The sequence below is a fragment of the Paenibacillus sp. NPDC056933 genome, from assembly GCF_042674385.1.
Lineage (GTDB): Bacteria > Bacillota > Bacilli > Paenibacillales > Paenibacillaceae > Paenibacillus.
In genome coordinates, this window is sequence record NZ_JBHUQN010000002.1 from 451496 (window position 1) to 474100 (window position 22605).

The 22605-nt window shown below is 47.4% G+C and carries 17 protein-coding genes; 5 read left to right on the forward strand and 12 right to left on the reverse strand.

Going from position 1 to position 22605, the window contains the following annotated elements; all coding sequences use genetic code 11:
- Window positions 1-10 precede the first annotated feature (10 nt).
- Genes narH through moaA form a run of 3 tightly spaced genes read right to left on the reverse strand, consistent with a single transcriptional unit; the run spans window position 11 to window position 6281 of the window.
- The gene (gene narH / locus ACFTRD_RS16935) at window positions 11-1480 is read right to left on the reverse strand and encodes a nitrate reductase subunit beta (RefSeq protein WP_379382070.1); all 1470 of its coding nucleotides are present in this window, start codon (window positions 1478-1480) and stop codon (window positions 11-13) included.
- Complete coding sequence (locus tag ACFTRD_RS16940) at window positions 1470-5222, reverse strand: nitrate reductase subunit alpha (RefSeq protein ID WP_379382072.1); 3753 nt, start codon at window positions 5220-5222, stop codon at window positions 1470-1472. The genes narH and ACFTRD_RS16940 overlap by 11 nt, the downstream gene beginning before the upstream one ends.
- A gap of 57 nt (window positions 5223-5279) precedes the next feature.
- Window positions 5280-6281, reverse strand: a complete 1002-nt coding sequence (gene moaA / locus ACFTRD_RS16945; protein ID WP_379382074.1) for a GTP 3',8-cyclase MoaA — start codon at window positions 6279-6281, stop codon at window positions 5280-5282.
- Window positions 6282-6598: 317 nt separating this feature from the next.
- Here moaA and ACFTRD_RS16950 point away from each other — a divergent pair, with 317 nt between their 5' ends.
- Genes ACFTRD_RS16950 through ACFTRD_RS16970 form a run of 5 tightly spaced genes read left to right on the forward strand, consistent with a single transcriptional unit; the run spans window position 6599 to window position 9393 of the window.
- Window positions 6599-6832 carry a DUF2249 domain-containing protein gene (locus tag ACFTRD_RS16950; protein ID WP_379382076.1) on the forward strand — a complete coding sequence of 78 codons (234 nt, stop codon included), beginning with the start codon at window positions 6599-6601 and terminating at the stop codon, window positions 6830-6832.
- Between the two features lie 17 nt (window positions 6833-6849).
- Window positions 6850-7224: a hypothetical protein gene (locus ACFTRD_RS16955; protein ID WP_379382078.1), complete on the forward strand. Its 375-nt coding sequence runs from the start codon at window positions 6850-6852 to the stop codon at window positions 7222-7224.
- Window positions 7211-7816: a DUF2249 domain-containing protein gene (locus ACFTRD_RS16960; protein WP_379382080.1), complete on the forward strand. Its 606-nt coding sequence runs from the start codon at window positions 7211-7213 to the stop codon at window positions 7814-7816. The genes ACFTRD_RS16955 and ACFTRD_RS16960 overlap by 14 nt, the downstream gene beginning before the upstream one ends.
- Before the next feature lie 13 nt (window positions 7817-7829).
- Window positions 7830-9062 (forward strand): YceK/YidQ family lipoprotein, encoded by a 1233-nt coding sequence (locus ACFTRD_RS16965; protein ID WP_379382082.1) that lies wholly within the window; start codon window positions 7830-7832, stop codon window positions 9060-9062.
- 31 nt (window positions 9063-9093) lie between these two features.
- Window positions 9094-9393: a metal-sulfur cluster assembly factor gene (locus ACFTRD_RS16970; protein ID WP_379383096.1), complete on the forward strand. Its 300-nt coding sequence runs from the start codon at window positions 9094-9096 to the stop codon at window positions 9391-9393.
- 125 nt (window positions 9394-9518) lie between these two features.
- Here the strand turns inward: ACFTRD_RS16970 and ACFTRD_RS16975 are convergent, their stop codons facing one another.
- The 9 genes from ACFTRD_RS16975 to ACFTRD_RS17015 all read right to left on the reverse strand — a co-directional run bounded on the left by ACFTRD_RS16975 (window position 9519) and on the right by ACFTRD_RS17015 (window position 22563).
- Entirely contained in the window at window positions 9519-9863 is a 345-nt protein-coding gene (locus ACFTRD_RS16975) for a cupin domain-containing protein (protein ID WP_228469456.1), read from the reverse strand.
- Between the two features lie 98 nt (window positions 9864-9961).
- On the reverse strand, window positions 9962-11911 hold the full coding sequence (locus ACFTRD_RS16980; RefSeq protein ID WP_379382084.1) for an ABC transporter permease: 1950 nt from the start codon (window positions 11909-11911) through the stop codon (window positions 9962-9964).
- Window positions 11886-12656, reverse strand: coding sequence for an ABC transporter ATP-binding protein (locus ACFTRD_RS16985; protein WP_379382086.1), 771 nt, complete (start codon window positions 12654-12656; stop codon window positions 11886-11888). The genes ACFTRD_RS16980 and ACFTRD_RS16985 overlap by 26 nt, the downstream gene beginning before the upstream one ends.
- 180 nt (window positions 12657-12836) lie before the next feature.
- Window positions 12837-13826, reverse strand: a complete 990-nt coding sequence (locus ACFTRD_RS16990) for a sensor histidine kinase (RefSeq protein ID WP_379382088.1) — start codon at window positions 13824-13826, stop codon at window positions 12837-12839.
- Entirely contained in the window at window positions 13823-14536 is a 714-nt protein-coding gene (locus tag ACFTRD_RS16995; protein WP_379382090.1) for a response regulator transcription factor, read from the reverse strand. Before ACFTRD_RS16995 ends, ACFTRD_RS16990 begins: the two co-directional genes overlap by 4 nt.
- A gap of 83 nt (window positions 14537-14619) precedes the next feature.
- Window positions 14620-15723, reverse strand: coding sequence for a diacylglycerol kinase catalytic domain-containing protein (locus ACFTRD_RS17000; protein WP_379382093.1), 1104 nt, complete (start codon window positions 15721-15723; stop codon window positions 14620-14622).
- Window positions 15720-16760, reverse strand: coding sequence for an SPFH domain-containing protein (locus tag ACFTRD_RS17005; RefSeq protein WP_379382095.1), 1041 nt, complete (start codon window positions 16758-16760; stop codon window positions 15720-15722). The genes ACFTRD_RS17000 and ACFTRD_RS17005 overlap by 4 nt, the downstream gene beginning before the upstream one ends.
- A 261-nt stretch (window positions 16761-17021) precedes the next feature.
- Complete coding sequence (locus tag ACFTRD_RS17010; RefSeq protein ID WP_379382097.1) at window positions 17022-18038, reverse strand: ABC transporter substrate-binding protein; 1017 nt, start codon at window positions 18036-18038, stop codon at window positions 17022-17024.
- A gap of 160 nt (window positions 18039-18198) precedes the next feature.
- A complete protein-coding gene (locus tag ACFTRD_RS17015; RefSeq protein ID WP_379382099.1) occupies window positions 18199-22563 on the reverse strand; it encodes a glycosyl hydrolase 53 family protein in 4365 nt (1454 codons plus the stop codon).
- Between the last annotated feature and the right edge of the window lie 42 nt (window positions 22564-22605).

Sequence of the window (22605 nt, forward strand, 5' to 3'; positions counted from 1 at the left end):
TCCTCTCCCATCAGAATACCCCGCAGGAACCCGGACCACCTGCAAAATCAAGTCCACAGCTGCCCTGTTCACTGAAGAGATCTTCCACTTCCTCACGGTGAGCTGGCGGGATCACAAAACGGTCATTATATTTCGCTATGGCGAGCAGACGGTACATGTCCTCCACTTCCTGAGCATCCATGCCTACACCCTCCAGCAATACCGACTCACTGGTCTTACCAGTCTGCTGGTTACGCATGTGAATGCGCATAACTGCCATTTTCCGCAGCACTTCACGGATTCGACCCGTATCTCCTGCCGTAAGCAGATTGGCCAGGTATTCCACCGGAATACGCATGTTATCAATTGCCGGGAAAATGTCATTGGCCTCCAGCGAACTTCCCTGTCCCTCTACCCGATTGGTAATCGGACTAAGCGGCGGAATGTACCATACCATTGGCATGGTCCGGTATTCAGGATGAAGCGGGAGCGCAATTTTCCAGTCTATAACCATTTTGTAAATGGGGGACTGCTGGGCCGCAATAATCCAATCCTCTGGGATTCCTGCCTCGCGCGCTTCACGAATAACCTCAGGATCTTTCGGATCAAGAAAAATATCCATCTGGGATTCATAGAGATCCTGGTCATTTTCAACAGAAGCTGCAGCTTCTACACGGTCTGCATCATACAGCATCAAGCCGATATAACGGATACGTCCCACACAGGTTTCGGAACAGATCGTTGGCAGACCCGCTTCAATCCGTGGGAAGCAAAGGGTACATTTCTCGGCCTTGTTCGTCTGCCAGTTGAAGTAGACTTTTTTGTACGGGCAACTCGATACACAAAATCTCCAGGCCCGGCAAGCATTCTGATCTACCAGCACGATGCCGTCTTCTTCCCGTTTGTACATCGCTCCGGAAGGACAGGAGGACACACAGGATGGATTGAGACAGTGTTCACAGATCCGGGGCAGGTACATCATGAACACCTGTTCAAAATCCATTTTGATCGATTCCTCGACATCTTTCATGTTAGGATCTTCCATACCTGTTACATGAGCACCCGCCAGATCATCCTCCCAGTTCGGTCCCCATTCCAGATTCATATATTCTCCGGTAATCTGGGATTTCGGTCTCGCAACAGGCTGATGTTTCTTCTCCGGACTATTCGTCAGTTTCTCATACTCATACGTCCACGGCTCGTAATAATCATCGATGGTCGGCTGATCCGGATTGTGGAAAATATTGAGCAGGCGTCTGGCACGTGTGCCCGATTTCAACTCCAGTTTGCCATTTTTTATTTCCCAGCCGCCGCGATAACGCTCCTGGTCCTCCCATTGTTTCGGGTAACCCACACCTGGTTTGGTCTCTACATTGTTCCAGTACATATATTCTGCACCAGGTCGGTTTGTCCACGTGTTTTTGCACGTTACACTGCATGTATGGCACCCGATACATTTGTCCAGATTCATGACCATGCTGACTTGTGCTTTAATCTTCAAGCCAATCCACCTCCTGCAGTTTTCTTATGATGACGTTCAGGTCACGTTGGTTGCCTGTCGGGCCATAATAGTTGAACCCGTAACTTAACTGGGCATAACCGCCAATCATATGGGTGGGTTTCACATGAATACGGGTCGGGCTGTTGTGCGTACCGCCACGTGTCTGTGATATCTTCGTTCCCGGAACGTTAATGTGTCGGTCCTGGGCATGGTACATGAACGCCATCCCACGAGGAATGCGGTGTGTCACAACTGCTCGGGCAACCACGACACCGTTACGGTTAAAGCATTCGATCCAATCATTGTCGACCAGCCCGGCTTCCTCCGCATCCTCATGGTTCATCCAGATCGTCGGTCCTCCACGGAACAGGGTAAGCATCGGCAGAGCATCATAATACATGCTGTGGATCGACCACTTGTTATGCGGGGTCAGATAGTTGAGAACAATTTCCTTGCCACCTTCAATCGGACGTTTGCTGTTTGGATGGAATGGCGTATGTTTCAACACAGGTTTAAACGTCGCCAGCGTCTCCCCGAACTCACGGAGCATGGCATGATCAATATAGAACTGCTGTCTACCCGTCAATGTACGCCAAGGAATCAGACGCTCAACGTTAGTGGTGAATGGTGAATATCGACGGCCCCCTTTTTCCGATCCGCTGAATGCAGGTGACGTGATGACCGTTTTCGGTTTCGAAGTAATCTCATCAAATGTAAAGCATTCCTCCGACCGCTCTTCAGCCAGGTCTTTCAGATGCAACGCCGTTTTCTGTTCAAGCGCTTCCCACGCACGTACAGCCATCTTGCCGTTCGTTGTACTCGACAAGGTCAGAATGGCCTCTGCAACATTACGGTCTGTGCTCAGATCCGGACATCCTTTTCCAACACCATCTTTACGGTGAACGCCCAGAATGCCCTTGAGTTTTTCATACTCTTCACTAGCAGACCAGGATATGCCTTTGGTACCAATTGGTTTATCCTTCACAACAGGTCCAAGGCTGATCATTTTGTTATATACGGCAGCATAGTCACGTTCCACGACCTGAATATGCGGCATCGTTTTCCCAGGGATCGCTTCACATTCTCCCGCACTCCAGTCTTTGATCTCTCCGTACGGTTGAGCAAGCTCATCCGGTGAATCATGCAAGAGCGGTGTAGCTATGATCTCCTTCTTCGGCCCATCGAATTGCTGCACAGCCATCTCGGAGAACACACGCGCAATTTCCTTGAAGGTATCCCAATCTGAACGGGATTCCCACTGTGCGGCTACAGCCGGGTTGAATGGATGAACAAATGGGTGCATATCCGTACTGCTCAGGTCGCTTTTTTCATACCAGGTCGCTGCTGGCAAAACAATATCGGAATACATCGCTGTACCTGCCATCCGGAAATCCATATTAATCATCAGGTCAAGCTTGCCTTCCGGGGCTTCATCCACCCACTCCACATGCTCTGGACGCAGTCCATGATCGTCATCGTTTAGCAATCCGTTCGTTGCACCAAGCAGATGCTTGAGGAAATATTCATGTCCTTTCCCGGAACTTGAGATCAGATTCGCTCTCCATACAAATAACACACGCGGGAAATTCGCTGGATCATCCGGTTGCTCAATCGAGAACTTCAGATTTTTGTTCTGCAATTCAGAGGCTACATAAGCACCAATCTCATCCTTCGTCGTTGCTCCGGCTTGCAATGCATCCTGATGCAGATCAATCGAGTTGCGATTGAATTGTGGATAGGACGGGAGCCAGCCCATACGTGCAGCCATGACATTATAATCAGCCACATGCTGGAACCGCGGTTCTCCCTCAAGCGCCGAGGTCAACTCTCCTACTTGGGTTTCCTCGTATCTCCACTGATCTGTTGCAAAATAGAAGAACGATGTTCCGTTCTGCAGACGTGCAGGTCCGGTCCAGTCGCGTGCAAAGGCAATCGTCTGCCAGCCTTCAGCTGGACGCAGTTTCTCCTGACCGACATAGTGGGCCCAGCCGCCGCCATTCACACCCTGACAGCCAGTCATCAGGATCAGATTGATAATCGCGCGATAGATTACGTCGGAGTTATACCAGTGGTTAATGCCGGCTCCCATGATGATCATGGAACGACCTTTGGTATCGATCGCATTTTGTGCAAACTCGCGGGCAATCTGAACTACGGTCTTCTGGTCTACACCCGTAATTTTCTCTTGCCAAGCAGGGGTAAAAGGCTGTTCTTGCTGACCATGCAACTTCTCCTGCTCTCCGTTGTTCTGCGGACCGCCCTTATCTGTAACAGCTACTACTTCTGTTGAATCCGCAGAACGGGTCATCTCCCGTTCAATGCCGTACTTCGCAAGTACCAGATCGTATACTGTTGTCACTGTAATCCATCTGTCTCCCACCCAGATCTGACGAACAGGAATCTGCCGCTGCATCACATGTTTTCCCACGTCATCAAAGTATGGCAATTGAATCGTCAACAGATCTTGGTGAACACCGAGCATGGAGAGGCGTGGATCAATCGGATCGCCGTTTTCTACTTGTTCCATTTTCAGATTCCAGGTGCCTTCTTCCCCCCAGCGGAAGCCCAAACTGCCTTTTGGCACCGCATAGGTTCCAGTGTTCTCATCGTAAACAAGCGTTTTCCATGCCATGTTATTGCCCGTGATGCCCAGGTCTTCCCCAACGAGAAATCGGCCTGCTGTGTGTACGCCATCTTTTTCTTCCACAATCAGCAGATTTGGAAAGTCCGTATACTGTTTGGCATATTGCATGAAATAGTCCGTAGGTTTTTCAATATAAAACTCTTTCAAGATGACATGGCCCATAGCCATCGCCAGAGCGCCGTCCGTTCCTTGTTTTACTGACATCCACGTATCAGCGAATTTCACATACTCCGCATAATCCGGGCTGATCGACACCACTTTCGTTCCCCGATAACGTGCTTCAGCCAGGAAGTGGGCATCCGGTGTCCGAGTCATTGGCAGATTGGAGCCCCAAACCAGAATGTATCCCGAGTTGTACCAGTCACTGCTCTCCGGCACATCCGTTTGATCGCCCCAGATCTGAGGTGAAGCCGGAGGGAGATCCGCATACCAGTCATAGAAGCTGAGCAATGGTGATCCCATCAGGGATAAGAATCGCGAGCCTGCTGCATAACTCACCATCGACATGGCTGGAATCGGCGAAAAGCCAATGATTCGGTCCGGTCCGTATGCTTTAATCGTATGAATCAGCGAAGCGGCGATAATCTGTGTCACTTCACCCCAGGACGCACGAATCAGACCACCTTTTCCACGTACGGACTTGTATCTTTTCACTTTGACAGGATCATCTGCAATGCTGGACCAAGCTTTGACCGGATCACCATGCACCTGAAGTGCGTCACGCCAGAGATCCAGTAATGCACCGCGTACGTAAGGATGCTTGACACGCAGCGGACTGTACAGATACCAGGAGAAGCTCGCTCCACGTGGACATCCCCGTGGTTCAAATTCCGGCATATTCGGTCCGGTTGAAGGATAGTCGGTAGCCTGCGTTTCCCAAGTTACAATGCCGTCTTTCACATAGATCTGCCAGCTGCATGATCCGGTACAGTTGACTCCGTGTGTAGATCGCACCACTTTGTCATGCTGCCAGCGGCGTCGATACACGTCCTCCCAATCCCGGTTTACTGGGGACATTTCACTCCAGCCTTCCGCATTTTTTTCACGTTTGGCGAAATATTTGAGTTTGCCCATCCAGGGCGTGCTTTGCTTACTCATTGTTGTCCTCCCACAAATATGACCTATAGTGTGAATCTGAATCCTGAACTGCTGTTTCTAACCTCCGATTTGCGACATATGTCGCACCGTCGGAACGCCCTCGATCAGCTGCCCGTTCAAAGCTTTGACCATCTCATGTGTCTCGGGTTTAGCACCGAGAGCCTTGTAAAACAGAGCCTGAACCGCCTTCTCATCACCTATTAAGGGGCGAACATTGAATTCATCCGACCAGTAGAGACATGGTTTGATATTGCCGTCTGCCGTTAGTCTTAACCGATTGCAGTTTCCACAAAAGTGACTGCTCACCGGATGAATCAGACCAAAGGTTCCAGCCGCTCCCCGTATGCGGTAACTATCTGCCGGACCGTTACCATAGATCTCTGCGCAGCTTTCGTACTCCCATAGGGCTCCGCACGTTTCCAGAACATGTTCAAGAGGCATATACCCTGATTTCCAGATTTCTCCACTTTCACCTATGGGCATGTATTCAATAAAACGAATATGGATCGGTTCTTCCTGGGTCATCTGCAGAAAATCTTGCACCTCATCCTCATTCACACCCTTCATCAGCACCACGTTCAGCTTGATTGGATGAAATCCGGCTTTTTGACTGGCTCTAATGCCTTCAAGCACACGTTGTAATTTCCCTCCCCTTGTAATGCTGGCAAAACGATCAGGCTTTAAAGAATCCAGGCTAATGTTGACTCGAGTCAGCCCAGCAGCTTTGAGCAAATCGGCATAAGCTGCCAAGTAGATGCCATTCGTTGTCAGTGCAATATCCTCAATTCCTTGAATAGCGGATAACATCGCAATCAGTTGATCCAGCCCCTTGCGAACTAGAGGCTCCCCTCCGGTCAAACGCAATTTCCGAATGCCCAGTGGAGCAAGCGCCTTAACGATGGACGTGATTTCTTCATAGGACAGAATTCGTTCTGTCGGTTCAAACTGCATTCCTTCCTCTGGCATGCAATACACACAGCGGAGATTACAGCGATCCGTAACCGAAATTCTTAAATAATCATGCACTCTTCCAAACGGGTCCATTAATTTTGATTCCATACACGTACCTCCCTTCTCTAGGGTGCTGTCTTAACATCAGCCGAAGGAGAAACCTGCTTCCTCTCATCCAGTGTCATCTTGACGCTAAATATAAGGATGTCTCTCTCGCCGAACTGTGCAAAATATCACAAGAAGTGAAACATAGCACACAGTTGCACACTTATATATGCTCCAGGAACCCTTTTCCAAACAGGATTTTGCTATAAATAAGTCAAGATTATGACAAACGAAAATATGTGAGCGGACTCACACAGACCCCTCATTGCGTTTTCTATAATCAAATTGCAACACAACATCCCAATTAGGAGGAACGACCTATGAACACATATGCAGCTACCATCAATGCCACGGAGTATCCACCACACCTGAAGCATAAAATCATTTTCGAAACCTTTGATCAGTTGAAACCTCAGGAAGCCATGCTGCTCATCAATGATCACGATCCGAAACCTTTGAGATTCCAGTTCCAATCCACACACCCTGAAGGCTTTGAGTGGGAGTATGTTGAACAGGGCCCTATAACGTTTCAGGTCAAAATCAGCAAATTATAGATTGGGGCTGAACCGTTATGCCACACGTTGAAATCATTAATGATACTACGCTTCGCATTATGCTTGGGCTGGAAGATGCAATCGCCATGGTGCAAATGGCACAGCGTGAGCAAGCGGAATATGCGCAAGAGATTATTACCATTTACGAAAAAATGCCTGTATTCGAATATACTCATTTCTGTTTTTACGCCTATGACAGTGCAAGACTTTTTGAACATGTGCTCGGCATGGACCCCAAAGCGTATCTGTCGTTCTCCCTCGATGCGCCGGAGTCATTCTTCTATGCGTTGTACGGTGGTATGGCTGCCCTGTATGAATCATCTCTAGAGTTGGTACAGCAGACGGATGTAGCTGGTGCAGGATCGGATGTGAACGCACATGTCTCCATTTGATGTCCATATTGTTGAATTGGATGTGCGTCCTCATCTAAGTAAAAAGCTGGAGCCGTTCCAGTTAATTATGGATACGGTAAAAGGGCTACGACCCGAGGATGTGTTTGTACTCCATGCTCCATTCAAACCAACCCCCCTGCTCGGTATTCTCAAGCTGAAGGGATACTCCAATTCATCTGAACGTAAGAGTTCAGATCACTGGGTCACCACATTTGTGCACAAAAAAAATAAAACCGGTGCAAAGGCATTATCTGCAATGGTTTTATCTGGATCAGATGCTAATACGAAACCCGATTCAGAAGAAGAATCAGCTTCATGCCATGGACATCCAGAGGAGCATGCTGTTGCAAATCAAAACATTGAAGCTCAACAGTCGCCCAAAGTTATACTGGACAATCGCGGATTGGAACCGCCACAGCCCATGATGCGAACTCTTGCCGCACTGGAGCGTTGCAAACCTGGGGAAGTCGTACTGATTCACAACGATCGAGTCCCTGTATTTTTGATAGAGGAGCTGAACAATCTGGGCTGTCCTTATATGATTGAGGATCAGGCCGATGGTACGGCCAAAGTGAGAATTGAAAAAGGGTAAGGAGGCGAAAGCCATGTCCAGGTTGCCGTTTCTTTTTATCATCACGGGCATCTTTGGATTTGTAATGTATCACGCCTTCTCCCTGCTCTCGCTGACAGGCTGGCTTGGTGATGAATTAAGAGGACCCGAAGGCTGGTTTCATGCCCATCTGTTTGTGCTCGGGTGGGCAACCATGCTGGCCATGGGTGCCGTTTATCAGTTGATACATGTTATTTTGCAATCCAATATTTACAGTCTGTTTCTCGGTTATTGTCATTACGTCTTGTTCACAATCGGAATTACGGGCATGTTATATAGCTTCATTCGAGGAGATGTTAGCTGGATTGCGGGTTCTGCCACACTGGCGCTATTGGGTATACTTTTGTTCGGCTGGAATATGACCGTTACCCTCTTCCGAGCTTCACAGTGGAATCCGGTGACGATTAGCGCCGCCTGCGCCTGCCTCTATCTGGTGCTCACCGGGCTATCCGGTATGCTGATGGGTCTGAATTTTGCCTTTGGGGATTGGAATGGCCTGCATGAACGGTTATTCGGCGCACATATCTGGATGGGAACACTCGGCTGGTTTGGCATGTTAATTACCGGGTTCAGTTACAAAATGCTGCCCATGTTCTACTTGTCCCACAATTATTCCATTCGACTGCAAAAAGTGGTCTTGATCCTGTGGAATGCAGCTGTAATCACAGGTGTGGTTGCTTTTCTGACAGGAATAAAAGGTGGATTGCTCTGGTTTGCTCTATTACTTCTTACCGCAGCCATTCTCTTCTATGTGTATCATCTGGAACAAATTCAGGAGAACCGGCACAAAAGCAACCCTGGTCCAGGCATCCGCTGGTCTGTTTATGTAAGCCGTGCCTTAGCCGTATATGCTGTCGCCCTGCTGATCTACTCTGCACAAGGGATCGAACTGCTGCTCCATCCACGTGTTGTTCTACTGTCTGGATGGGTATATCTCGGGGGTTGGGTGTCACTCACCATACTTGGCTACTCCTCCAAAATCGTGCCTTTTCTGTGGTGGACCCACAAATATGGCAAGCAGGCAGGCAGACCCGGAACACCGCTGATGGCCGGTATGTTGAGTGAACGGAACGTCAATTGGGGTATGCTCGCTATGGTGGCTGGAAGCCTTCTGCTTGTCAGTGGAATTCTGATTAATGTGGCAGAGGTTATGATGGTTGGAGGGACGATTTTATCTCTTGTCTCAATCGTTTATATTGCAAATATTGCTTTGGTATTCAGACGTTAATATTTATAAGGTGGACTGGAGAGTGAAAAGGATGGAACAAACGACTCATTTGCTGGAATTTCTGAAGGAAGTATATGATCCTGAGCTAGGTGTTAATATTGTTGACCTGGGGCTTGTGTATGAAGTACGGGAAGAACCGGAGCGGGTATACGTACGGATGACGTTGACTACACCAGGCTGTCCTCTGCACGACACCATTGTAGGTGCTGTGAAGTGGGTATTGCAGGAGAATACGAATAAGACCGATATTGAGGTTCAGGTCGTGTGGGAGCCTCATTGGACCCCCCAACTCATGTCTAGTGAAGCCAAGGAAATGCTAGGATATTTCTAATGGAACATGAATTATTCAGGACTGCTCCTAACGTGGAAAAAGCGTACTTAAGCTCTGATCCTCTCAGAGTAAAGTACGCTTTTTGTTGTTCTTAAACAGGGTTATTCATCAGATAGGATGTCAAGTTACACATCCTGAGCGTACGAGGCATCCGGCACTTGATTCAATACTACAAACAAGCGTACTTCATGATCTCCAGTATTGTGGAATGCAAACTCAGTCTCACCGCTGCAGCAGATCACATCTTCCTGCTTCACTTCCTGTCCTTTCCCGTCAAGAATGATGGTTCCTGTACCTTCGACCACCAGCAAGATAACGTCTGTCCCCGGATGTTTGTGAACCGGAAGCTGTTGTCCTGGCAGAAAATGAAGCACAAAGGTGACCCCACCTCCCTGCTGAAATAAAACACGTTTTGTAAAACGGTCTGCGTTAAACTCCCTTACTGCTTGCAAAGACGTAATACTCATCATTTTTTCCTCCTTCTGTACTCTTGGAATGAACTTATCATAAAGCAAAAACACCCGGAAATCCTTGATCTAAATCAAGGAATCCGGGCGTTACGAATGAATTACACCATCATTTTGCGCAGTGAAGATATATATCTCGAGCGAATAACGAAGAAATAGAAGGTTTGTGCAAGCAGAAATGCACCAAATACGGTTAATACCGGAACCGTATAATTGGTAATACCGAATTCAGTCAGAAACGGCTTAACAACAACGAGCGTTTCAACAATGGAGATCAGGATTGGGAAGAAAAAGAGAACGGCGATCTGAATCGTGGATGATGTTTTCATCTCCTGAAAACTGAGACCCATTTTGGACAGGGAATGCACCATTTTCCCATCTGCCTCCAGATCCGTGTGCAGTCTGAAATACAGAAAGCTGGCGGAAGAGATCGAGAAAATCAGTCCAATGAAAATGCCCAAAAAGGTAAAGAGCGCTGTTCCCTGTCTGAATCTCTCAAAATCCCCGTATCGCGTCGTGAAAAAGCCAGAAAAGTCTTTATCAATAGAGTTGTTTCTAATGATGGTATCCATGCCTTCCAATTGACCGCTCACCATCGCTTCGGATGATTGCCGATCGGGCACTGATCCCCCCCATGAAGGGATGTTATACAGGTATTTACCGGAAACAGCATCTTTGTCCAATTGTCCCGCAAGAGCTTTAAACTCTTCATCACTTACAATAACTAGGGCTGACGTATACAGAAGTCCGTCGAATTCCGGTTCATTATCAGTGTATTTAATATCGAAACTAATAGGACCTGAGTTCATCTCCAGCGTTAACTGATCTCCCTTGGCATAGGCACGAAATCTTTCCTGATGATTAGGCTTCTCCAGATTACGCGAATCAACGAATATGCCGGTATGGGCTGCAAGAGTATAGGTCGGTTTGTTCTGGATTGTGTTGAATCGGTTGAAATCACTCAGAGCCATCACGCTAATCCCACTGTCATCCGTACTTATTCTGAAATATTCCAGATAAGCTTCCTGATAATGAAGACCGGCAGCATCAAGAACCTCATTGACGGGTGCCATATTGGGCTCTTCCGATGCACTATACACGTTATAACGAATCGGAAAATGATTGTCCCTAAACTCTTGTCGATTCTCCTGATCCAGTGACAAAATGACAACTGCACTCATAGAAGCAATGGCTATAACCACCGTCACCATAAACAGCATTCTTGCGTTGTCTTTGATTTTGTAACTCATTTCCGAAATCCACAGCAATCGCGTCCCATGCCACACCCGTTTGCGATTACGCTTCAAGAGCCGGATGGCAAGAACGGAGAGTTGGGAATAAAAGAAATAGGTTCCCGCAATACCTGTTACTGCGGCAATCAATATGGTCCCGCCATTCAGCTCGCTGCGCAGTGCAACGAACCCCGCTGTAAGTAATGCCAATCCCAGAAGTGAGAAGAACCATGAAGCTTTGGGCTCCTTTTTGGGTTTGCTGGTACCTGTCAAGAGCTCCAATGCCCGCTTGTTCCCGATAAAAACCAGCGTGAAGAGCGAAATGCAGAAGAATAGCAGCAAAAAAGCTCCTACCGTAATCAGAATCGCTTTGATCGGAAAATAAAAGGGCAGATCATCCATACCGATAAAACGAGTGGTTAACATCAGGAACAACTTCGACAGCAACATGCCTCCGCCTATACCGGCAATAATGGACAGGCAGCCGATCAACATATTTTCCAGAACGACCAATTTCCGAATCTGTCCAGGTTCAGCACCAAGTATGGTCAGAATGCCAAACTCCTTGTTCCGTGATTTAAGAAAAGCACTGATGGAATACATGACAAAGAAAAATGCAAACACATACACAATAACCGATGCTACCTGCATACCCGTAGCGGTTGTTGCACCAATCGGTAATTCTTTCACATATGGATGATAGGTAAACATGGCGTAAGCGAAAAAAATCATGACCATAAACACACTACTGAGAAAAAAAGCAATATACGCTCGCCCATTTCGGCGAATGTTGTTAAAGGCGAACTGAGGAAAGCTCATGCGAATTCCCTCCCCAGAACGATAATGTATCAATAATCCGTTGGAAGAAGGTCTGGCGGTTATCTCCCCGATGCACTTCGGCGGCGAGCTTGCCATCCTTGATAAACACAATCCGATGGCAATAACTTGCGGCTAGCGGATCATGGGTGACCAGCATTATGGTTGTTTTCTCTTGCTGGTTGATCTGTTCGAGCGATTCCATTACCGCTTGCGATGACGTCGAATCCAGCGCACCTGTCGGTTCATCAGCCAATACAATTGATGGCATATTAATCATGGCTCTCGCGATGGCTGTACGCTGCCGTTGCCCGCCTGAAATCTCATAGACGCGTTTATCCAGAATGTGATCGATTCCAAGTTGAGCGGTGATTCGATTGAGTCTGCTCTCCATCTCTTTGAGTTTGACCTTGTCCAGCGTCAATGGGAGTACTATATTTTCAGCTACGGTCAGGGTGTCGAGCAGATTGAAATCCTGAAATACAAACCCGAGTTCCCTGCGTCGGAACATGGCCAGTTGTTTCTTTTTCATCTCAAACGGATTCATGCCATTAATCAGAACTTTGCCCGAACTTGGCTCATCAATGGTCGACACCATATTGAGCAGAGTCGTTTTCCCACTACCCGATGGTCCCATAATCCCTACAAATTCACCCTGCTTGATGGTCAGATGAATATCACTAAGGGCTTGTGTCTGCACTTTGCCCTGATACACTTTGTTTAGTGCCGATACTTGCAACATTTCCATAGGTGTTTCCCCTCCAACTGAACGATCTTTGTATTCATATCCTTATCCTAAACGACCTCCCACAACCCTGCTATCGATTTACCTTAAACTTTCCTTACACGGCGTTTAAGGTTATGTTCCCTTCCATGCGAAATCCCCACATCCATGAAAAAAAGCACCTCACCCATGGGCAAAGCGCCTCTATTTCCGATTCATCCAGCTGAATCTGACCAATGTTCCTTCACCCGGTTTGGAGAACAATTCAATCTGGTTACCCAAACGTGAACTAACCTCACGAACCAGATACAGTCCCATGCCCGTAGATTCATGATACTGTCTCCCCCGCTCTCCGGTGAAGTAAGGATTAAACACGCGATGAATATCTTCAGCCGATATGCCAATCCCCTGATCCTGAATATCCAATACAATTCGTTCTTCCTTTACATAGGCGGTAATTATGACTTTTTTACCGGCTTTGCTGTCAGAGTAGTTGACGGCATTGGTCAAAACCTGTGTAAACATAAACCGCAACCATTTGGAATCACTGTATATATGAAAATCTTCTTCCATTTGGATTACCGGAGTAATACCTTTGCGTATAAACAAACGTCGATTCTCGGCGATACTGCTTCGAACGACCTCAGATAATGACAGACGCTCCACGTGGAAATCCCCTTCGAACTGTTCAAGCCGGGAAGAATGCAGCACCATCTCAAGTCCTTTACGCAGCTTATCCAGCTCATCCTGAATACTGGCAGCTGTCCTATCCTCCACGTCTTCAAGTGTTAATTGAATAATCGAGAGCGGAGTCTTCATCTGATGTACCCAACGGTTCATGAATACAACCTGCTGTTCCTTACGGGTACGTAAATGGCCAATCCCATTCTGGCGGTTACGCTCCAGTTTGTGCATTAATTGGTGGATAGCTTCAGCTACATGAGCTGCACCAAGCGATTGTAAAGGCTCCTCTACCAGTAGTTGCGGCTGTTGGAGTGCTCGATAATAATGACGTAACTGAACATATCGTACGACCAGATACACAATCAGTACCACTGTGCTTAGCAACATGCCATAGAGAACAATTTTCAACGGCCGCTCTTCACCCGAGAGCCAATATACACAAGGAACCATCACCATTTGCAGTAAATAGAATCCGAATAAAGTAAGCTGGTCTTTCAGAAAGAGCTTCATTGCCTGCCCTCCTGGAAGCGTGATTCGAGATCAAGCAATCGATATCCCGCCCCCCGAACGGTTTCCAAAATCTCATCAGCCCCCAGATCCTTCAGCTTGCGGCGAACACGTGTAATATACACATTCAACGTATTATCATCAATAAAATGCTGATCTTCCCACATGAGTTCAAGCAGCCGTTCGCGGCCAACAACCCGACCTGCCCTGCCCATCAGTGCTTCGACCAACACGGATTCTTTTTGTGTCAGTTCCACGGAACGACCATCATACTCCAGTACATATCTCTCGGGATACAGCAACATGGAACCATTTTTCACTTTCATTTCTTGTTGTACAGCTGCATACATCCCATATGCCCTACGCAGTTGACTGCGAACCTTGGCCAGAACAACCTCATATTGAAAAGGTTTCGTAATATAATCATCCGCCCCGTTCTCCAGCGCCATGACCTGATCCATACCACTGTCACGAGCCGAAATAAACAGAATGGGACATATGGAATGTGTACGAATCTGTCTGCACCAATAATATCCATCGAACTGGGGCAAATTCACATCCATGAGCACCAGATCCGGTCCGATTTCCACGAATTCATCCAATACATGACCGAAATCAGTTACAGTCAGCACCTGAAAACCGTTTCGGATCAGATATGCCCCCAGCAATCCTGCGAGCTTGGCATCGTCTTCAACCAGCAATATCGATTGCATTGTCAACCCTCTTTCCATTCTCTAAACATGGCTTCTAACATCTAGTTTACCATTCTAGTCAAAAACAGTTTGGAAATAAAGGGTTAGACCACCAAACGTCCACGTTTCTCCGCCAAGCCAATGGTTGCTTCCACCCCGGAATTAAATTCAAGAAAGTCCTGTTCTACCCCGTCGCTGAAAATAACTCCATCCTCTGGCATCTGTGATACGATCCGTAAAGGTTGTTTTGGATGAATCTGTCCAAACACCAGGTTAGCCCCCGTCGTCCGGCTGGGGAAGGGTTCACGTACTGTAAAGTACAGATACGGTGCATCCCAACCGAATGCATTCAGATGACTCATGCCTCCATGGGCGGAAGTAATTGCAGGGTGATTCGTTTCTAAATGCCCTTTTCGCTGAACAACCGTGTCAGCATTGGAATGGTTTTTGTGTAGACTCGAGGCAATCTGCCCATCTGAATGGATGAGCTGCCATGCCTCTGAGCCCACGACTCCAGCAGCGCCCGTTAACACACTTTTAAACCATCCCGTCGATCCCATTCCGGTAGATACAATTACACCACTGGAGGATTGCTGTTCTACTGAGGAGCCCAATCGAACTTCATAACGGGCGGAGACATGAGTCTTCCGACCAATGAACAGATCGTTAACGCCGTACAGATATTGCCCATCGTTCAGCTCGACTTTGGCCAGGGTCACCTCTTTCAGGGAGCGCCGTTTACGAATAACATCGGGAATAATGAAGCTTAGATCCTCCACGGTAAATGGCAGCAGTACCCCATCCCATCGCATCGGATCAGGATTTACACCAATGAGCGGCTGTTCGGTTACATACTTGAGGGTATTCGCAACAAGACCATCCTGTCCAATCACAACCACAATGTCCTGTGCTCCAAAGATGAAATTGGGCACATGCTCCCGATCAATCGTCTGAACCCGGCCCAACGGGCTCAGCTGCTGCTGGGCCTGCTGTACCGCATGATGATAACGCCTATCCTCCTCCAGGTAATCACTAAAATCTGCTCCCAGACGTTCAATATAGAACTGGGCTTGCTGGACCGTATTATACCGTACCACCAATTCTTCCAGCCTTGTTCTTCGTTTGACCAAAATCAACTTGTATTCGGTCATTCGCTCTTGTGCAACAGGGTGTGCTGCTACTGGTTTGCTTGCTTTACCCAATCTCATCGCGCACGACCTCCTTGCTCTCTTGCCTGAGGCGTCATTAATCCTTGCAGCAGATCTGGCGAGATGTTCAGCTGTCCAATCTTCCCGGCATTCTCCGCCAGTTCCTGGAACGCAAGGGCTATCAGTTTATCCGAATTCATCCCCATATTAGCCATCGCTTGCAGCACATTCGGCTCTACATTCTGTAATGAATTCATTACGGCAGCAATTTCATAGGCTTTCGCATCAGCTTCGGCATTGTGATTGGCAATCGTCAATTCAATAAGCTGTCGCTTCCGTTCCTCCATCGCTGTATTGAACTGGAGCTGCTCCTGTTCCATCTCATTCTGTTTCTGTTTCACCGAGCGCTCGGCATGCAATTGGGTTTCCCGAATTTGTTGTTTCTTCGTCTCAACGGCAATTTCCGTGTTCAACTCGTTCTCCTTCACTCTGCGCTCCTGTTCAATGGAAGCATTGCGACGTACATACAGTGCCTCGTCAGCCTGTCGCAAAATTTCTTCCCTCGCTTGTGCTTCCAGAGCACGCATGGTCTCTTTATTGGGTAAAATGGCAAGGATGGACAGACTCATTAACTCTACGCCCAGTTTCTCCAGTTCTTCACTCTGAACCACTTCCCGTTTCATGCTGCTTGCCAGCCGTTCACTGGATTGAATAGCCTCCTTCAGCGGCATTTGTTCCAGGTGTTTTTTGGTTAGCACTTTGGCAATCGTGATCACACGTTGATCCAGCTTGCCAGGGTCATCGGAGATGTATCGGTTTTTACGCAAATTGTACGTGTAATTCAAGCTTTGGGTAATTTTCATATAATCAACAATGCGATAGCTCAGTTGGCCCTGGACGGTAACCGTCTGATAATCAGCCGTGATCTCTTCGAACATGAATGGGACATCCACCGAAGATACGGGCAAAACGACCACCGAAGTGGTTGGCTCATAATAATAAAAGGACAAACCTACACCTTGACGTTGTACCTGACCGTTCTTCACTTTCATTACATACTCACTGGGTTGAAACTTCACGAATCGGAATCCAAACATGGTTCATTCCCCATTTCTCAATATTATCATTGTGATATTATCGAAATGATATCAAAGGAATTTGATATTGTCAATATGACATTAACAAATTCCTTTTTCTTTTGACAGCAAAAAAAACCGCCCCAGGCCGAAGGCCCAAGACAGGTTGATTTTCTATAATTATAGTCCGTAATGACTACTTATGATGGATTAGACGTTATTTTAACATTACCTGTAACATTAACATTAAGATTAACAGCAACCCCGTCGTTGCTCATTTATTTATTTGCTTTGTTCAGCACTCTGCGTGATCAGATCAACAAACAAATTAATCTGAGCAGTAATGGCAATCGGATCATATCGATAGAATGTATCAAAATCATTCTCAAAGAATCGGTGATTCTTCACCGCATCCAGACCATTCCACACGTTGGACTGTTTGAATTCCTTCAACGCCTCTCCCTTTTTCTCGGGATCGTACACGGTCATAAACATATAATCCGCTGCGTATTCAGGCAGCACTTCCAGAGATAGTTGGGCAGTTTGATTATCATTACTTACCTTGCTTGGCATTTTCAATTTCAAAGCGTTATAGACGGCTTGCCCACCTCGGCCAGCATTATCACCAAACGTCCATAGGTCACCTTTGTCTGTCAACTCGTACAAACCAACGGTTGTATTTTCGTCCACGATGCCTTTCAGCTTCTCGCGTCCTTCAGCCGCCTTTTTCTCATACTCGGCAATGAACGCCTCCGCCTGCTCCGGTTGACCGATCAAATCACCAAACAGCTCAACGGTCTTGTAGATATCTGTCGCTGTGCCATATGGGATATGTACGGTTGGCGCAATTTTGGACAGTTCCTCATAGTTATCATCATGCATCACAACAATCAAGTCAGGCTGTAACTCCAGCGTCTTCTCCACGTTAACCGGATAACCCACATCAGAGGTGTCTTTCAGCTGGTCCTTAATGAACGGATTGTCAAAAGCACTTGGCTCCACACCGACCAGATCCCCGCCTACAGACAGGATTTCGCCACCGTAGTAATCGGTCACAATGCGCTTGGGATGTGCAGGAATGGTGATAGTTCCTTTGTCCGTCTCATAGTCGCGTGTTTCACTTTCCGTTGATTTATTCTGAGCTGAATCGGTTCCAGTGGATTCCTGATTCTCAGTCGTCTGTCCTCGCTCGCTTCCCGTATCATCCATTGCCTTTTCTGCATTTCCGCAGCCCGCTAGAACAAGCGCAAACACAATGAATAATGTGTAAATGGACAGCATCGATTTGGATTTAAACATAAATATGATAGCCCCCTATAATTCAACGCTTTTTTATGATAATGGTAATCATTATCAATTAGATCATAGCAGAATTGGTCTCTATCTGTCTACCATTTAGATGAATAAACAAACATAGGGATCGAGCCAGAAAGGCCCGATCCCTATATCATGTATACACTTAGAATGAATAGATCTGCTCCATCATTCTGGCTACAGCGACTGCTCCCTGTGCACGGTTAGCATTCTGTTTCGGCGCAAAGTTGCCATCAGCCATCCCGTTTAACATGCCCTGTTCTTGCATCAAGGCAACAGCTTGTTTTGCATATTCAGATATCTCTGCATTGTCCTTAAATCCGGTACTGCTGGATGTACTTATGGTTGAACGTTCATTCTTCGTCATAACTTGTATTGCACGGTTTAACATCACCGCCATGTCCTCCCGGGTAATACGTTCATTTGCTGCGAACGATCCGTCTGCTCTACCTTGCACGATTCCCATCTCCAGACCAAGGCGTACGGAATCTGAATACCATTGATCACTCTTCACATCCACTAGGGCTGAAGTGGATGTATCCGGCAAACGTGAATCGCCAATACCCTTAATAATCATTTGTAGAAATTGTGCTCTTGTCAGCTCTCCCGCGGGACTGAATCGGGTATCCGTCATGCCTGTAATGATTCCTTTGCCATACAGATTCTGAACCTCTTTCATGGCCCATGCGTAGGATTGCAAGTCATTCAAGGGTACCTGCACTTCAGTAATCACGAAACGGCCTGATTGAAGCGGCTTGAACGCCAGACTTTTAGTCGTTTCATTATATTGAGTAAAAGTTACTGGCTTTATTTCACCATTTGGCAAAAGGGATTGAATAACCAGCACAACGTCTTCTGCATTTGAATTTTGAACATTCGACATCGCGATTTCAACGGATCTGTCTGTCCACTGTAACGGCTGCCCGTTTAACAACAGATTCACGCTGACCACGTTGTGGTTACCGATGGTTTTCTTTTGCGCTTCAGACAGATTCGCAGTGGAGTCTTCGGCCAGAATGACATCCATTGTAGCTTCATCTTCGCTACGAGCATCCTTCAACAAACTTAATGGGATGCGGACAGATGTCTGTTTCATAGTCAGTTCCAGCGACTGTAATGCCTGAGTACGTGCCCATTCCTGAAGTTGATTTGCATTGAGCTGAAAGGTCGTAGTCTTTGTATCCTTGGGAACATCTGCAATCAAGGTTAACTTTTTGCTGCCTGCCCCCATACCATCAATCGTCTGAGCCAACTTCCTCATATCAGGTTGAATCACATAGGTGTCCGCTCCCGTACTTTTCCCTTTGAATATAATGGAACCACTTTCTCCTGAATTACCGGATTCAGCAGGCGGCGTTACAGGAGAATTGCCAGGATTCTGCGATGATCCAGGCGTGGAAGGCTGCGCAGATTGACCGGGCTGTGATGGCTGACCCGGGGTCGACTCTTGCCGCACAAGTTGACTAACCGCCTCTTTTAATGCGTTATCCGCAGCACTGATTTCCTGTGCACTTGCTTCTGCATCATTGATAAGCACGCGGGCAAACGACAATGCCTGTGCAAACACATTCCAGCTTGCGGCTGTGTATTCACTTTGACGTAGCTTCGCAGCGGAATTCACTGTAGTTTCCAGGGCAGATTTGTTCGCCGGGAAAAATCCGTAAGCTTCAAAATCCATAAAGCCTACCCAATCGGAACCTGCCGTTACGGTAAGACGAATATAACGCGCCTCCGTGCCTGCGGGCAGGATATGCCTTGGACTCGTGGAAACAACCACATCACTTGTTGTATCCACGACTTTCACAAAGTTCTTGTTATCGTTGGATACTTCAATCTTGTATTTAATGCCACCGCTCCACATGGACATTTCCAACTTGCGGATCACAGCTGTTGCTCCCAGATCCACTTGCCACCAGCTATCCACACTTTGATCTGTTCCCCATGAAGTATTGGGATTGCTGTCGATTGCACCCCCAGGTGAGTTAGCTTCTCCACCACCTGTACCTGCACTGCTTGATGCAGTAGCTGTTTTGCCTGTTGTTAATGCTTCCAGCAAAACAAGACTGTTATTCGCTTTTTGAAGTGTAGTCAGAGCCCCTTGCACTTCGGATTGTATGGCATCCTGCTTGTCTCTAACTGTGATTGCAGATTGCAATGCCGATTTCAGGTTCGCCCAGCTTCGTTGAGTAAATGACGATTCGGCCAATTGCTGCATTTCACCGATGAACTGTGTTAGCTCGGTTTTATCCACATTGGATAAACCATGGATCGCTGCTTCCACTTGTTCTGCTGCCATATTTACCTCTGTTTGTGTCGCCCTTTCATCCGCCATGACCTGTTCTGCACGCATCAGAGCCTTGGTCAAACGCCCCCACGTGGCAGCAGACCAGTCGGTTTGCTTGTATGTCTTGGCTTCGGCGATAATCGCCTGAAGTGTGTCCCGATTCGCAGCTATAACATCCATATTCTGCATAACCGTATTCAGAGCCAACGTCGCAGCATCCGTATCCTGCTGTGTCACACCACCAGATGTATAAGCCAATTTGTACGTATTCTCGGCTGCCTCGATGGCTGGACCGAGTGTGTTCCAGCTTTCAGTTGTGAAATCACTAACTACGAGCGCCTGTGCACGTGTAATGGCTGCCGACAACTCTTTCCGGTCTGTGGGCAGATGGTCCAGGCCACGTTTGTACACATCCAGTGATGGCAGAGCACGCCCTTCATATGAGTACCCGCCATTAGCCGGATATTCGTCATAATCAAACATGGCATGATTCTCCCATGCGTCTCCCTCCGATGCAATCCAGCCTACATTAGCTGCAATCCATGCAGGCTCCCAATAGAAGAAACCGGCTCCCTTCTGATCAGGAACTTGTGAGATCATGTCCATAATGCCTGCAATTGCATCATATTGTCCCTGTACGGTTGCCGGGAAGGTCGCTCCTCCTACATTCAGCGTATCGGGATTGCCAATAATATTGCCATGAGCATCTCCGTTTTTATACGAGAATGGATAGGACGTCTCAGCGATAATGACTTCTTTTCCATATTTCGCGGATACTTCATTCATCGTTTTGCGCACATCTGCGAAGGTCCCGTGCCAGAATGGATAGTATGACAGTCCGATAATATCGTATTCCAGTCCCTGTCTCTCCAATTCGCCGAAATACCAGTCAAAGGTGTCCGCTTTGCCCCCTTCGGCCAGATGGATCATAATTTTGACCTGATCTCCTCCAGGGACTGCGCGAACACCATCCACCCCGCGCTGAAGCAAGGCAGCGTTTTCATCAAAATTGACTTTACTATTCAATCCGTTTAATACACCACTGTTGATTTCATTACCGATCTGTACCATGTCGGGCATGGCATTCTTATCGTACATTTCTTTGACCACTTCACGCGTGTAATCATAGACAGCCGTCTTCAATTCGTCGAATGAAAGGTTTTCCCAGGCCTTCGGACGAAGCTGTTGACCCGGATGTGCCCATTCATCAGAATAATGGAAGTCGAGCAGGACCTTCATACCTTTCGCTTTTACCCGTTGGGCCAGACGAATGACATCGTCCTTGTCATTGTATCCATTGGATTTCTGTGGATCATTCCACAGACGGAGCCGCACATAGTTCACACCGCGGTCTTTCAGAATATCGAGTAAATCACGTTTTGCTCCATTACTGTCCAGATAATAACCTCCATTATCCTCAATGGCTGTTAACGTGGAAATATCCACCCCTCTGACAAAATCACCGCGATATCCTTCTACCGTAACGGTAGCTTCGGGTTGTACCGGCGCTCCATAGACATCACCTGTAACGGTAAATTGGTGTGCTGACGCATACTGTAACGGCTCAACGTCCTGCCATTTTACTGCGACAAGTCCCGATTTCCCGTTCTGGTAATGTGCTGTGACTTCCGCTGGCAGAACAGGAGCAGTACGACTTACCGTAGACACATGAACAGCATCATAACTTGTGATATCTGCCGGGTTCCTTACCTCTTTCTCTCCCCAGACTTGAAACTCGGAAATGCCAGGCCACCAGTCAGTACCCGCGTAATAAGGAATCGTGACCTTGACATACTGAACTGCGTCAGCCTGAAAATCCAGGTTGGCTATACTCTGAGCCGTTTCATTGGACGTTTGATCCGCTACTGTTGTCCAGTTCGTGCCGTCAGCAGAAACTTCGACGAGAAACTTTACAACCTGGCTTGCATCCTTCCATGTCAATTCAGCTCCGGAGAGCTGGTATGAATCTCCCAGGTCCACCATTAACCAATGCGGCTGATCCACTGAGGTCGCGCTGTCCGCACTCCATTTTGTATCTCCCTTGCCATCTACAGCGTTCTCTTTATTGCCTCCCCACTTTAGATCTTCCGCGCTGACCGTTACCGCCTTGTTCAGTGCAACGTTTGTTTTCTCTGCTCCAGCTGCTGCTGCCGGTCGAACGATCAGTCCCAGATCGCAGAACAACATCAATAATACGAGACAGCCGCTTATGTATTTCTTGTGCACGCTTGATCTCCCCCTTATCGTGTTTGGTTAAACTTGAATCCA